Origin of the sequence: Kytococcus sedentarius DSM 20547, from assembly GCF_000023925.1 — a bacterium.
Lineage (GTDB): Bacteria > Actinomycetota > Actinomycetes > Actinomycetales > Dermatophilaceae > Kytococcus > Kytococcus sedentarius.
This window is the reverse complement of record NC_013169.1, coordinates 1,504,740-1,516,746: the sequence shown is the minus strand read 5'-3', so window position 1 is coordinate 1,516,746 and position 12,007 is coordinate 1,504,740. Positions and strand designations below refer to the sequence as shown.

The 12,007-nt window shown below is 72.6% G+C and carries 12 protein-coding genes; 3 read left to right on the top strand and 9 right to left on the bottom strand.

Features of this window, described 5'->3' with window-relative positions; all coding sequences use genetic code 11:
- Position 1: 1 nt before the first annotated feature.
- From KSED_RS07215 to KSED_RS07205, 3 genes are read right to left on the bottom strand one after another with little or no spacing between them, the layout of a single operon-like run.
- Positions 2–1,288 (bottom strand): glucose-1-phosphate adenylyltransferase family protein, encoded by a 1,287-nt coding sequence (locus KSED_RS07215; protein WP_015779446.1) that lies wholly within the window; start codon positions 1,286–1,288, stop codon positions 2–4.
- Entirely contained in the window at positions 1,285–2,526 is a 1,242-nt protein-coding gene (rlmC, locus tag KSED_RS07210) for a 23S rRNA (uracil(747)-C(5))-methyltransferase RlmC (protein ID WP_015779445.1), read from the bottom strand. Before rlmC ends, KSED_RS07215 begins: the two co-directional genes overlap by 4 nt.
- The gene (locus KSED_RS07205; RefSeq protein WP_015779444.1) at positions 2,523–3,251 is read right to left on the bottom strand and encodes a glutamine amidotransferase; all 729 of its coding nucleotides are present in this window, start codon (positions 3,249–3,251) and stop codon (positions 2,523–2,525) included. Before KSED_RS07205 ends, rlmC begins: the two co-directional genes overlap by 4 nt.
- 85 nt (positions 3,252–3,336) lie before the next feature.
- Here KSED_RS07205 and KSED_RS07200 point away from each other — a divergent pair, with 85 nt between their 5' ends.
- Positions 3,337–4,131 carry an alpha/beta fold hydrolase gene (locus KSED_RS07200; RefSeq protein WP_015779443.1) on the top strand — a complete coding sequence of 265 codons (795 nt, stop codon included), beginning with the start codon at positions 3,337–3,339 and terminating at the stop codon, positions 4,129–4,131.
- A gap of 48 nt (positions 4,132–4,179) precedes the next feature.
- On the opposite strand, the gene KSED_RS07195 is transcribed toward KSED_RS07200, so the two are convergent.
- The 5 genes from KSED_RS07195 to KSED_RS07175 all read right to left on the bottom strand — a co-directional run bounded on the left by KSED_RS07195 (position 4,180) and on the right by KSED_RS07175 (position 9,431).
- Complete coding sequence (locus KSED_RS07195; RefSeq protein WP_015779442.1) at positions 4,180–5,754, bottom strand: MDR family MFS transporter; 1,575 nt, start codon at positions 5,752–5,754, stop codon at positions 4,180–4,182.
- Positions 5,751–6,368 carry a TetR/AcrR family transcriptional regulator gene (locus KSED_RS13655; protein WP_015779441.1) on the bottom strand — a complete coding sequence of 206 codons (618 nt, stop codon included), beginning with the start codon at positions 6,366–6,368 and terminating at the stop codon, positions 5,751–5,753. Before KSED_RS13655 ends, KSED_RS07195 begins: the two co-directional genes overlap by 4 nt.
- Before the next feature lie 116 nt (positions 6,369–6,484).
- Positions 6,485–7,960 (bottom strand): DHA2 family efflux MFS transporter permease subunit, encoded by a 1,476-nt coding sequence (locus KSED_RS07185; protein WP_015779440.1) that lies wholly within the window; start codon positions 7,958–7,960, stop codon positions 6,485–6,487.
- Positions 7,961–8,068: 108 nt separating this feature from the next.
- The gene (locus tag KSED_RS07180; protein ID WP_015779439.1) at positions 8,069–8,596 is read right to left on the bottom strand and encodes a GtrA family protein; all 528 of its coding nucleotides are present in this window, start codon (positions 8,594–8,596) and stop codon (positions 8,069–8,071) included.
- Positions 8,586–9,431 carry an SOS response-associated peptidase gene (locus tag KSED_RS07175; protein WP_015779438.1) on the bottom strand — a complete coding sequence of 282 codons (846 nt, stop codon included), beginning with the start codon at positions 9,429–9,431 and terminating at the stop codon, positions 8,586–8,588. Before KSED_RS07175 ends, KSED_RS07180 begins: the two co-directional genes overlap by 11 nt.
- Positions 9,432–9,506: 75 nt before the next feature.
- Here KSED_RS07175 and KSED_RS07170 point away from each other — a divergent pair, with 75 nt between their 5' ends.
- Both KSED_RS07170 and KSED_RS07165 read left to right on the top strand, forming a co-directional pair.
- Positions 9,507–9,905, top strand: a complete 399-nt coding sequence (locus KSED_RS07170; RefSeq protein WP_015779437.1) for an ArsR/SmtB family transcription factor — start codon at positions 9,507–9,509, stop codon at positions 9,903–9,905.
- Positions 9,902–10,549 carry a cation diffusion facilitator family transporter gene (locus KSED_RS07165; RefSeq protein WP_015779436.1) on the top strand — a complete coding sequence of 216 codons (648 nt, stop codon included), beginning with the start codon at positions 9,902–9,904 and terminating at the stop codon, positions 10,547–10,549. Before KSED_RS07170 ends, KSED_RS07165 begins: the two co-directional genes overlap by 4 nt.
- Before the next feature lie 32 nt (positions 10,550–10,581).
- Here KSED_RS07165 and gdhA read toward each other — a convergent pair whose 3' ends face one another.
- Positions 10,582–11,937 carry an NADP-specific glutamate dehydrogenase gene (gene gdhA, locus KSED_RS07160; RefSeq protein WP_015779435.1) on the bottom strand — a complete coding sequence of 452 codons (1,356 nt, stop codon included), beginning with the start codon at positions 11,935–11,937 and terminating at the stop codon, positions 10,582–10,584.
- Positions 11,938–12,007: the final 70 nt, after the last annotated feature.

Here is a 12,007-nt window from a genome sequence, read left to right as displayed (position 1 = left end):
CTCAGCGGGGCTCGCCGGCGCGGCCGCCCGGGTCGAGGCGGGACCCCGCGGGCAGCTCGGCTCCCGGCAGCACCACCGCTTGGCGCCCGATGAGGGTGACGTCCTCGTCGCTGAGCTCGGCCGGCCCCTGCTGACCCACGCTGGCTCCCGCGCCCACCTGCACCTCGGCATCGATGATCGAGCTTGCGATGCGGGCGCCGGCGGCCACGTGCACGTCCTCGAAGACCACGCTGTCCACAACGTGCGCACCCTTCTCCACGACCACCCCAGGGCTCAGGACGCTGCGCTCCACGGTGCCGGCCACTCGGCACCCGGGCGAGAGCATGGAGCCCGAGACCTCGCCGGTGGCGGTGACCACCGCGGGCGGCAGGTCGCGGTGGCTCCCGCGCACCACCAGGTGGCCGGTGCCAAAGACCTGTTCGGGGGAGTGCAACAGGTCGCGGTGGCCCTGCAGGTAGGAGTCGGGACGGCCCATGTCGCGCCAGTAGCCGTCAATCGGGTGGTGGCGGGTCCGGCCGCGCTCGATGAGGCGGGGCAGCACCTCCTCGGGCAGGTCGCCGGGGCCCTCGTCGGAGACCTCCTGCGCGCCGTCCTCGCCCTGGCCGGCGCCCTCGCTGCCGCAGGTGGAGCGCTCGGCGCGCACCGCATCGAGCACCTCGCGCAGAGCCGGCCAGTCGAAGACGGCCACCTCGGCGGAGATGGTGGGCTCGGAGCCCGGGTCCTCGGGCTTCTCAGCGATGCCGGTGACTGTCTGCCCGTCCACCTCGAGCACCGCCTTGTGCTGTGCTGCCTCGGCGGTGGTCGACAGGGACAGGATGGTGCACTCGGCGCCGGCGTCGACGTGGCCGGCGACGACCGCCGCGAGGTCGCACACCAGCACCTGGTCGGCGCTGAGGGTGATCACCAGGTCCGGTGCCTGCTCCTCGATGTCGTCCCGGATGGCCAGCAGGTCCTCGGTGTTGGACTCCGAGAAGGCCGGCACCCCGGTGCGCCCGGTCTCGGGCACCATGCGGCGGTACCCGCCGCGGACCCGGTCCAGGTCCCACGGCCGTCCGTGCTGGAGGTGGTCGTCCAACGTGGAGGCCATGTACTGGACCGTCACCCACACGTCCCCGATGCCGGAGCCGGCCGCCGCGGAGATCGCCAGGTCCACCAGCCGGTAGGAGCCCGCGTAGGGCAGCGCCGGCTTCGCACGCTCCCGGGTCAGCACGTCCATGCGGGAACCCCGGCCCCCGGCCTGGACGATGGCGAGCACGTGCGGGGCGTCGGGGGTGGCGATGCGCGTCATCCCCCCAGTGTGGCGGTGCGCGGCTCCAGCAGCACCACCACCTCGGCGTGGTCGGTGTTCGGGAACATGTCGAACAGCCGGGCCGAGCGCACCTGCCAGTGGGGCAGTCCCGCCAGGTCCGTGGCCAGGGTGGCCGGGTTGCAGGAGGAGTACACCAGGGTGCGCAGCGCCGAGGCCGGGTCGGCGGCGGGGGAGCGGGCGTCCAGCATCGCCGGCAGGTCTGGTCCCAGTCCGCGCCGGGGCGGGTTCACCACCATCGCGTCGCGGTCCGTGCCGGCGGCAGCGAGCACGGCGGCGGGGTCCGAGGCGTCGGCCACCACAAAGCGCGCGGCCCCACCCCCGGGGCGCTGGGTGAGGGCTGCCGCGCCCGCACGGGCGCCGCGCACCGCATCGGCAGCGATCTCCACCCCCACGGCCTCGGTGCCCGCCGCGGCCGCGTGCAGGGCGAAGCCCCCGACGCCGCAGTAGAGGTCGGCCACCCGCCGGGCCCCGGCGTCCACCAGCCAGGCGGTGGCCTGCTGGTAGAGCGCCGCGGCCACCGTGGTGTTGGTCTGCACGAACGCCCCCGGGCCGGCGAACAGGGTGACCCCGGGCAGCTCCAGCGGCAGGAGGGTCTGCTCGGTGAGCGCGATCTCCACCTCCCCGCTGAGCGTGGCCTTGTGCTCGGGGTGCAGGTTCGCGCTCACCACACGCAGCTGCGGCAGGTCGGCCAGCAGCCCGGGGAGGTGCTCGCGGATGCGGGGCAGCGGCCCCTCGGTGCGCAGGACGAACCGCAGCATCAGGTCGCCGGAGGGGGCCGCGGTGAGCACCAGGTGCTTCAGCTCGCCGCGGCGCCGGGCGAGGTCGTAGGGCGGCAGGGCGGCCCGGGTGACGAAGCGCGCCAGCCGGTCGGCCACGGCGGCGAGCTCGGGTACGTGCAGGCCGCAGTCGCGCAGGTCCACGCCCCGGCCGGCCTCGTCGAGGATGCCCAGGGTGGGCGCCGCGGCGCTCCCGCTCACCACGAACTTGGCCTTGGTCCGGAAGCCCTCGGGCACCGAGGCCAGCGGTGCCTCCCACGCCGTGGCCGGAACCTGCGCCGCGAGGAGATCGCGCACGACGGCGTCCTTGCGCTGCAGCTGCACGCGGTAGGGCGTGCCCATGAGGGTGCACGAGCCGCAGCGCCCGGCGCTGAAGTGGTGGCAGTGGACCGGCGGGTGGGAGACCGCACCGGGTGCCGCTGCGGCATCGGCCCCGCTCATCCGTAGAGCTCCGCGAAGGCGGTCAGCACGCGGTGGGAGGCGTCCACGTCGGTGGTGTGGGCCATGCGCACCAGCTCGGCCTCCTGCTCGGGCCGGAAGTAGCCGTGGTGGGTGTAGGCGCGGATGCGGGCGATCAGGCCGGGTGCGTCGAGCTCCGGGTGGAACTGGGTGGCCCGCACGTGCTCGCCCACGCGCAGCATCTGCACCGGGCACGCGTCCGAGGCGGCCAGGACCGTCATGTCGGGTGCGGGGTGGCTGAGCGCCTCCTTGTGGCCGACGATCGCCGTGAACTCGGCCGGCAGGTGGGCGCACAGCGGGTCGTCGGCGGCGGTTTCGGTCAGCCGGATCGTGGGAGCGCCCAGCGTCTCGCCGTAGGTGGTGTCCACGACTCCGCCGCGGTGCAGCCCGAGCGTCCCCACGCCGTAGCAGAGGCCCAGGAAGGGGAAGTCCCGCGCCACCACCTCGTCGAGGACGCCGGCGAGCTCGCGCTCCACCCGGCGCTGCAGGCCGGTCTTGGACCCCGGCGGGTCCGAGGCGGTGAACGGGCTGCCGCCCAGCAGGAGGCCGGCGTAGCGCTCCAGCTGGAGCTCCGGCATCGGGTACTGGTCGAGGCGCCACTGCACCAGCCGCGCCGGGTCGACGCCCAGGTAGCGCGCCACGGCCCGGTGCTCGTCGGCGGCCAGATGGTCGTCGTGACGCGTCGAGAGCAGCAGGAACGGGAGCATCCCCCCAGTGTGCGGCACAATGGTGCGGCCCCGGCCGACCGGGCCCGGCGTGTGCCGGGCCCTGCCCCGACCCACAGGAGACCCCATGGCGCCGACCCTGACCACGCACCTGGTGGAGGGGGGCGACGAGCGCGTCGTCTTCCTGCACGGCCTCATGGGCCAGGGGCGAAACTTCCGGACCGTGGCGAAGGACCTCGACGACTACGCGAGCTCGCTGCTGGTGGACCTGCCCAACCACGGCGGCTCCCCGCACACCGAGACCTTCGACTACGTCGAGATGGCCGAGGCGGTGCGTGACGCCATCCGCGAGGTGTGGCCCGAGGGCACGGTGAACCTGGTCGGCCACTCGATGGGGGGCAAGGTCGCCATGGCCGTCGCCCTGCTGTTCGGCGACCTGGTGGACCGTCTGGTGGTGGTGGACATCTCGCCGGTGAACACCGAGAACTCCAGCGAGTTCACCCACCTGCTTGGATCCCTGAAGGAGCTGGACCTCAGCCGCATCGAGCGCCGCAGCGACGCGGACGAGGCGCTGGAGGACAAGATCGGCTCGTTCACCACGCGCGCCTTCCTGCTGCAGAACCTCACGCACACCGAGAACGGGTGGGCGTGGAAGGCGAACTTGGACCTGCTGCTGGACAGCCTGGACGTGGTCATGGGCTTCCCCGAGAAGCTGCGGGAGCACACCTTCGACGGGCCCGTGCTGTGGATGGCCGGGGGCCGCTCGGACTACGTGCAGGAGCAGTTCCGCCCGGCGATGGAAGCGCTCTTCCCGCGCACCCGCCTGGTCACCATCAAGGGCGCCGGCCACTGGGTGCACTCCGAGGAGCCCGAGGTCTTCCACCAGACCCTGCGCAACTTCCTGCTGGAGAAGCTGACCTGACGAGACCCCGCCGGGGGGGCTCGATGGGGGCGCGGGGCCCGGCGGCACTCAGTCCAGCGTGGTGCGCAGCTCGTCCTCGCGGATGAACAGCAGCAGCACCGTGGCGATGACGCCGCAGGGGACCAGCCACAGGTAGATGGGGGTCAGCGCGTCCGAGTAGGCGCTCACGATCACCTGCCGCACCTGCTCGGGCAGCTGCGCGATCACCTCCGGGGTGAGCGAGGACTCCGCGCCCCCCGAGCCGCCGCCCGCCGCCTCGGGCAGGCGCTCGGCCACCAGGTCGTGCAGGCGCGCGGTGAACAACGAGCCCACCACGGCTGACCCGAGGGTGGCGCCGATCTGGCGGAAGAAGTTGTTGGCCGCGGTGGCGGTGCCGACCTCCCGCAGGGGAAAGGCGTTCTGCACCACCAGCACCAGGATCTGCATGGACAGGCCCAGGCCTACGCCGAGGACCGCCAGGGCGCCGCAGACCTTCCACAGTGCGTCGTCCACCGAGAGCGTCGACATCAGGAACAGGCCGAGGGCGATGATCGCCGAGCCCACGATCGGCAGCGTCTTGTACCGCCCCGACCGGGTGACCTGGGCGCCGGCCAGGATCGAGGTGGTGAGCATGGCGCCCATCATCGGGATCATCAGCAGGCCGGCGACGGTCGCGGACTTGCCGTAGGCCATTTGCAGGTAGGTGGGCATGTAGCCGAGCGCGCCGAACATGGCCACACCGATGAACAGGCCCGAGGCGGTGGACAGGACGAAGTTGCGGTGGGCGAAGAGGTGCAGCGGCAGGATCGGTTCGGTGGCGCGGAGCTCCACGGGGACCAAGGCGGCCCAGGCCGCGACCGTGGCCAGCGCCAGGGCGCCCATCTGCCACGAGACCCAGTCGAGGGTGTGGCCGCCCCAGGTGACCACGAGGATCAGGCCGGTGGTGGCGAGGGTCGCCAGCACCATGCCGGCCCAGTCGACCGAGACCTTGCCGCGGTGTCGCGGCAGGTGGAGGAAGGTCAGGGCGCCGTAGAGGGCGATCGCGCCGAGCGGCACCGCCATCCAGAAGGCCCAGCGCCAGCCGGGGCCCTCGGTGAACCAGCCACCGAGCAGCGGGCCGGCCACCGACGACAGGGCGAACACGCCACCCATGACACCCATGTACTTGCCGCGCTCCCGGGCCGGGACGACGTCGGCGATGATCGCCTGCGAGAGGATCATCAGGCCACCGCCGCCGATCCCCTGGACCACGCGGGAGATGATCAGCCAGGTCATGTCCTGGGCCAGTCCACCGATCACCGAGCCGGCGACGAAGGTCAGGATGGCGCCCACCAGCAGCGGCTTGCGGCCGATGAGGTCACCCAGCTTGCCGTAGACCGGCATCATCACGGTGCTGGCCAGGATGTAGGCGGTGATGACCCACTGCATCTGGCGCACGCCGTCGAGCTCACCGACGATGGTGGGCAGCGCCGTGGAGAGCACCGTCTGGTTCAGCGAGGCCAGCAGCATGGCCAGCATCAGCGCGACGAAGATCCACAGCAGGTGACGCCGGTTCTCGTCGACGCCCTGCTGGGTGGTGGTCGCCGGGCTGGCGGGGGTGGTGGCCACCCCGGGGGCAGGGGCGGCGATGCGGGTGGCGGTCATGCGGTGCTCCCGTGGAGGTCGTGGAACAGCTCGAGGCTGCTCTGGAGGTCGGCGTCGGTGAGGGCGGCCCCGGGGGTGCGGTCGGGTGCCGTGGCGGCGTGGCGCAGCACGGCGCCGGCGATCGTGCACCACATGCGGACCGTGTCCTGGGGCCCGTCGGCGGCCTGTGCGAGCGCCGGGTGGTCGGCGAAGGTCGTGGTCAGGGCCTCGATCACGAGGTCCTCGGCCTCGGCGAGCGCCTGCATGCGGTAGCGGCCCAGCGAGGGGTTCTGCTGCTGCAGCCTCCGGCGCCGTGCGGCGGTGCCGTGCGGGGTCGCGGTGCGCATGGTGGCCAGCAGCAGGCGGGAGGCCTCGGCGACGGGGTCACCGGCGGGGTCGACCGCGGCGAGGGCCTCGTCGGGCAGGTGCGGGGACCGGAAGCCGAAGACGGCCTCGTCCTTGGAGGTGAAGTAGTTGAAGAAGGTGCGGGTGGAGACCCCGGCGGCCGCGGCGATGGCGTCGACGCTGCAATCGGTGGACGCCCCGGCGAGGGCCGCCTCGGCCGCCGCGTCGTGGAGGGCCGCCCAGGTCTCGGCCCGGCGCCGTTCACGGAGCGAGGGAGCAGGCTGTGGCATGACTGCAATTATTGCATGAGTGCAAACTCTGCATCCCTGCAGATGGCGCGAGATGCGTCACGCTCCCGCCTCCTGGGTGGAGGGGGAGCGTGACGGAGGGACGGTGGGGGTGGTGCTCAGTCGGTGGCGATCTCCTCGGGCCGGCGCACGCGCGTGGCCAGGACCAGGGCCACCGCGAAGAGGACGGCCCCCACGGTCATGGCCAGGGCCACGCCCCCCGAGAGGGCCTCGGCCACGGGCTGCCCGTCGCGGACCAGCTGTCCCTGCCGGGTGGCCATCAGCGTGATTGCCAGGGCCGTGCCCGCCGCCGCGGCCACCTGCTGGAAGGTGCCCAGGATGGCCGAGCCGTGCGAGTAGAGGTCCACCGGCAGCGCGCCCAGCCCCGCGGTGAACAGGGGGGTGAACAGCAGTGCCAGACCGAAGCTGATGAGGGGGTGGATGATGGTGAACACCCACCACGGGGCGCTCGTGGCGGCCAGGGCGCCGGCGGAGAGGGCCAGGGTCACGATCAGTGCGCCGGGCACCACCAGCGGGCGCGGCCCGTGCCGGTCGTACCAGCGGCCCACGCGAGGGCCCAGCAGCCCCATCATCAGGCCACCGGGCATCATCACCAGGCCGGCCTGCAGCACGCTCAGCCCGCGTGCGTCCTGCAGCCACAGGGGCAGCAGGATCATCGCGCCCATCATGGCCATCATGGCCACGCCCATGATGGCGATGGACAGTGCGAAGTTGCGGTGGGTCAGGGCCCGCAGGTCCAGCAGCGGCGAGCCGCCACCACGGGCCAGGGCCATCTGCCGCCACACCAGCAGGGCGACGCCCAGCACGCCCACGCCCAGTGCCAGCGGCGGGGACACGAACGGCTCGGTGGCGCCACCCTCGCCGCCATGGCCACCCAGGGAGCTCATGCCGTAGATCAGGCCGCCGAAGCCGAGCGCCGCCAGGGGCACGCTGAGGATGTCGAGCGGCCCGGCCGCGCCCGCGTGGCTCGGGGGCAGCAGCCGGTGGCCCGCCACCAGCATCACCACGGCCAGGGGGAGGACCAGCAGGAACAGCCACCGCCAGGACGCGAACTGCAGGATGATGCCGGAGGTCGTGGGGCCCAGGGCGGGGGCGACGGAGATGGCCAGCGAGACGTTCCCCATCGTGCGGCCGCGGTCCCTGATGGGCACCAGGGACATCACGGTGGTCATGAGCAGCGGCATCATGATGGCGGTGCCCACGGCCTGGATGATGCGGCCGACCAGCAGCACCTCGAAGCCGGGGGCGAGGGCGGCGACCAGGGTGCCGGTCGTGAACGCCCCCATCGCGGTGGCGAACACCGCCCGCCGGTCGAGCCGGTGCAGGAACCAGCCGGTGGTCGGGATGACGATCGCCATGGTGAGCATGAAGCCGGTGGACAGCCACTGCGCAGCCTGGGCGGTGACGTCCAACGAGGCCATCAGCTGCGGGATGGCGTTGACCATGATCGTCTCGTTGAGGATCACCACGAAGGTGGCGACCGTCAGGATGCGCAGGATGGGCACGTAGTCGACCTGCAGGTCGTCGGGCCGGTCGACGGTGGGGACGTGGTCCGTGGTCACGGAGGAGGGCATGCGAGGGGACTCCAGGGGCAGCAGGAGGGGAGGGGAGCCGACCAAGACTAGTCGCAGGCCGGCGGTGCGCCCACCGCGTTCCGGATGAGCCAGCTCACCGGCCCCGGGTCAGCGGGCGGTCGGGGGTGTTGCGGGGTTGCCGTGGCGGAACACGATGAAGCGCATGCACAGGTACATGTAGACCGCCTCGCAAAGGCCGGCGGTCAGCCGCGCGACGACGAAGGGCACGCCGACCGTCGTCAGCCCCGTGTTGAGGCCCAGGATGAACGCGAGGTAGTTGATCGAGACCACCACCACGTAGCGCACGGACTGCTTGCCGGCGTGGCCGTGGCTCTCGAAGTTGAAGGACCGGTTCACCACGAAGGCGGTGGCCAGCGCGATCGTGTAGGCGACGGTGGTCGCCACCGGGTAGGCGACGCCCAGCGGCACGTGGAGCACCCACAGCAGCACCAGGTCCAGGGCGAAGGTGCACAGGTTGAGCATCGCGAAGCCCACGGCGGTGGGCGGGATGCGGCGGCGTAGCCCGCCGGGGATCCACCCCCACACCCGGTTGCGCACGCGCAGGAAGCCCGCGACCCAGCGGGAGCGGCGTTCCTGGTCGGTGGCCCCCCCGCGGGCAGCGGTGTCAACCGCCAAGGATCTCTCCGGTCACCGGGTCGACCACGCCGACGAGCTGCTCCCGGCCGACGGGCTCCACCAGCTCGGGCCCGTTCTGGGCCACCCGGCTGACGGCGGTGCTCACCGGCCACGCCCGGAAGCGCCCCTCGGGGCGGTGGGCGAGCAGCTCGGTGACGTGCGCGTCATCGGTCGCGGTGGGGTCCAGCCAGGCGGCCCAGTCCTCGGGTTCGATGACCACCGGCTGGCGGTCGTGGATGCGGTCCAGCCCCGGCTCGGCGTCCTGGGTGAGGATCGTGAAGCTGATGACCCAGGCGTCGGTGGGTACCGGCCCCTCGGCGGGGGCGAGCTCCTGCACCTTGTGGAACTCGTACAGGCCCGCGAGGGCCAGTGGGCTGTCGTCGGTGCGCGACATGAAGAAGGGCTGCTTGCGGGGCTTGCCCGAGGCGGTGGTCGCCACCGGGGAGGCCTGCCACTCGTACCAACCGTCGGCGGGCACCAGGCAGCGGCGCGTGCGGGCCGGGCCGGCGAAGGTCCGCTTGTCGAACAGGGTCTCGCTGCGGGCGTTGATCATGCGGTTGCCCATGCTGAGCTCCTTGGCCCACGGCGGCACCAGTCCCCAGGAGAGCAGCCGCAGCTGGCGCTGGGGGTCGGCGTCGTCCTCGCCCCGCGGGGTCCGGGTGAGCACCACGGGCACCTGCTTGGAAGGGGCGACGTTCCAGTCCGGCTCCCCGGGCGCGGGGGACTGCGGGTTCCTCATGACCGGCACCCCGGGCTCACCGGTGCCGTCGACCTCCACCTCGAACTCCTCGACCAGGGAGTCCGGGGAGGCACTGGCTGCGTAGCGTCCGCACATCGCCCCAGCCTACGGAGTATCGCTGGATGCTCGGTCCCGCTGTCCGGCAACGTGCCGAGGCGCTATCATCGGTCCATGACGATGATGGAGACGGTGACGCGCGCGAGCTCGGTCCCGGGGCCCGAGGGCCCGGCCGGCGTGGAGCGAGAGGCCGCCGAGGTGGCGGCCGCCCTGTTCCGCTCGATGGGGGACCCCACCCGGGTGGTGATCCTGCAGCACCTCCTGCTGTGGGAGCACAACGTGCGCGAGCTGACCGAGCACCTGGGCCTTGCCCAGTCGACCGTGTCAGCCCACCTGGCCTGCCTGCGGGACTGCGGGATGGTGGACTCGCGCCCGGTGGGGCGGGCCTCGCTGTTCTCGGTGACGCACCCCGAGCAGGTCCTGGCGCTCCTGCGCTCCGCCGAGCAGCTCCTCGCGGTGGCCGGGGACGCCGTCGCCCTGTGCCCGTCGGGCCGGCCGGGGGGTGCCGCATGACGAGCCTGACCCTGACCCCCCGCGAGCGCCTGACCCCCGAGCGCCGGGCCACGCTCGGACGGCGAGCACAGCTGCTGGCCCTGGCCTCGGTGGTCTACAACCTGCTCGAGGCCGTCGTGGCGCTCGCGGCCGGCACCCTCTCGGGGTCGGTGGCCCTGGTCGCCTTCGGGTTGGACTCCCTCATCGAGGTGAGTTCCGGGGTGATCGTGCTCTGGCAGTTCCGCGCCCCGGTGCCCGAGGAGCGCGAGCGCCTGGCCCTGCGGATGATGGCGGTCGGGTTCTTCGCGCTGGCCGCCTACGTCGGGGTGGAGTCGGTGCGCCACCTGCTCGGTGACGGCGAGGCCGGGACGTCCACCGTGGGCATCGTGCTGGCCGCCGTCTCGGTGGTGGTCATGCCCTTCCTGTCCTGGGCGCAGCGTCGCACCGGGCGGGAGCTGCACTCCGGCTCGGTGGTGGCCGACTCCACCCAGACCCTGCTGTGCACCTACCTCTCGGCGGTGCTGCTCGTGGGCCTGCTGATCAACCAGTTCCTCGGGTGGACCTGGGCCGACCCGGTGGCGGGCCTGGTCATCGCCGCCGTCGCCGCCCGGGAGGGTGTGGAGGCCTGGCGGGGCGAGAACTGCGGGTGCGACTCGGCCTGCTGAGCGCCACCCCGCCGTCCGCGCCCCGGCGAGCCTCAGATGACGCCCTGGGCCAGCATCGCCTCGCTGACCGTCACGAAGCCGCCGATGTTGGCGCCGGCCACCAGGTCGCCGGGCACGTCGTACTCCTCGGCGGTCCGGGAGCAGGTGGCGTGGATGTTCGCCATGATCTCGCGCAGCCGCTCATCGGTGTGCTCGAAGGTCCACGAGTCGCGGGTGGCGTTCTGCTGCATCTCCAGGGCGCTGACGGCCACGCCACCGGCGTTGGAGGCCTTGCCGGGGGCGAACTGGACGCCGGCCTCGCGGAGCACCTCCACGGCACCCGGGGTGGCGGGCATGTTCGCGCCCTCGGCCACCACCACGCAGCCGTTGCCGGCCAACGCCCGGGCCGCGTCCGCATCGAGCTCGTTCTGGGTGGCACAGGGCAGGGCAACCTCGCAGGCGACGTCCCAGATGGACCCGTCGGCGACGTAGCTGCCGCCCTTCTCCTCGGCGTAGGTGGACATGCGCTCGCGGCGCTTCTCCTTGAGCTCGATGAGGTGGGGCACGTCCAGGCCGCCCTCGTCCACCACATAGCCCTCGGAGTCGCTCATGGCCACCACGGTGCCGCCGAGCTCGGTGACCTTCTGCGCGGCGTAGAGCGCCACGTTGCCCGAGCCGGAGACCACCCTGCGCAGGCCGTCGAAGCTGCGGCCGGACTCGGCCAGCATCTGCTCGGTGAAGTAGACCGTGCCGTAGCCGGTGGCCTCGGTGCGGGCCCGCGCGCCGCCCCAGCCCAGGCCCTTGCCGGTGAGCACGCCGGCCTCATAGCGGTTGGTGATCCGCTTGTACTGGCCGAACAGGAAGCCGATCTCCCGGCCGCCGACACCGATGTCGCCGGCCGGCACGTCGGTGTACTCGCCCAAGTGGCGGTGCAGCTCGGTCATGAACGACTGGCAGAAGCGCATGACCTCGCCCTCGGAGCGGCCCTTGGGGTCGAAGTCCGAGCCACCCTTGCCCGCGCCGATCGGCAGGCCGGTCAGGGCGTTCTTCAGGATCTGCTCGAAGCCCAGGAACTTCACGGTCCCCAGCAGCACGCTGGGGTGGAAGCGCAGGCCTCCCTTGTACGGGCCCAGGGCCGAGTTGAACTCCACCCGGAAGCCCCGGTTCACCTGCACCTCCCCGGCGTCGTCCACCCACGGCACCCGGAAGATCAGCTGGCGCTCCGGCTCGCACAGCCGCTCGATGATGCTGGCCTCGGCGAGCTCGGGACGCTTCTCCAGCACCAGCCCGAGGCTCGCCAGCACCTCGTCGGTGGCCTGGTGGAACTCGGTCTCCCCGGGGTTGCGGCGGTGGATGGTCTCGCGGATGTCCGCCAACCGGGGGTGCAGGGGGTGCTGGGAGCTGCTCATCGATCCTCCTGGGGCTCGGCGGCGTCGCCGTGACCCCGCTCGTGGGGCCCCACTCGCTCGTGGGGGCCCC

Excerpts from the sequence above, each read along its gene's own strand:
- KSED_RS07215 (WP_015779446.1), bottom strand. The coding sequence starts at position 1,288 with ATGACGCGCATCGCCACCCCCGACGCCCCGCACGTGCTCGCCATCGTC.
- rlmC (WP_015779445.1), bottom strand. The coding sequence starts at position 2,526 with ATGAGCGGGGCCGATGCCGCAGCGGCACCCGGTGCGGTCTCCCACCCG.
- KSED_RS07205 (WP_015779444.1), bottom strand. The coding sequence starts at position 3,251 with ATGCTCCCGTTCCTGCTGCTCTCGACGCGTCACGACGACCATCTGGCC.
- KSED_RS07200 (WP_015779443.1), top strand. The coding sequence starts at position 3,337 with ATGGCGCCGACCCTGACCACGCACCTGGTGGAGGGGGGCGACGAGCGC.
- KSED_RS07195 (WP_015779442.1), bottom strand. The coding sequence starts at position 5,754 with ATGACCGCCACCCGCATCGCCGCCCCTGCCCCCGGGGTGGCCACCACC.
- KSED_RS13655 (WP_015779441.1), bottom strand. The coding sequence starts at position 6,368 with ATGCCACAGCCTGCTCCCTCGCTCCGTGAACGGCGCCGGGCCGAGACC.
- KSED_RS07185 (WP_015779440.1), bottom strand. The coding sequence starts at position 7,960 with ATGCCCTCCTCCGTGACCACGGACCACGTCCCCACCGTCGACCGGCCC.
- KSED_RS07175 (WP_015779438.1), bottom strand. The coding sequence starts at position 9,431 with ATGTGCGGACGCTACGCAGCCAGTGCCTCCCCGGACTCCCTGGTCGAG.
- KSED_RS07170 (WP_015779437.1), top strand. The coding sequence starts at position 9,507 with ATGACGATGATGGAGACGGTGACGCGCGCGAGCTCGGTCCCGGGGCCC.
- KSED_RS07165 (WP_015779436.1), top strand. The coding sequence starts at position 9,902 with ATGACGAGCCTGACCCTGACCCCCCGCGAGCGCCTGACCCCCGAGCGC.
- gdhA (WP_015779435.1), bottom strand. The coding sequence starts at position 11,937 with ATGAGCAGCTCCCAGCACCCCCTGCACCCCCGGTTGGCGGACATCCGC.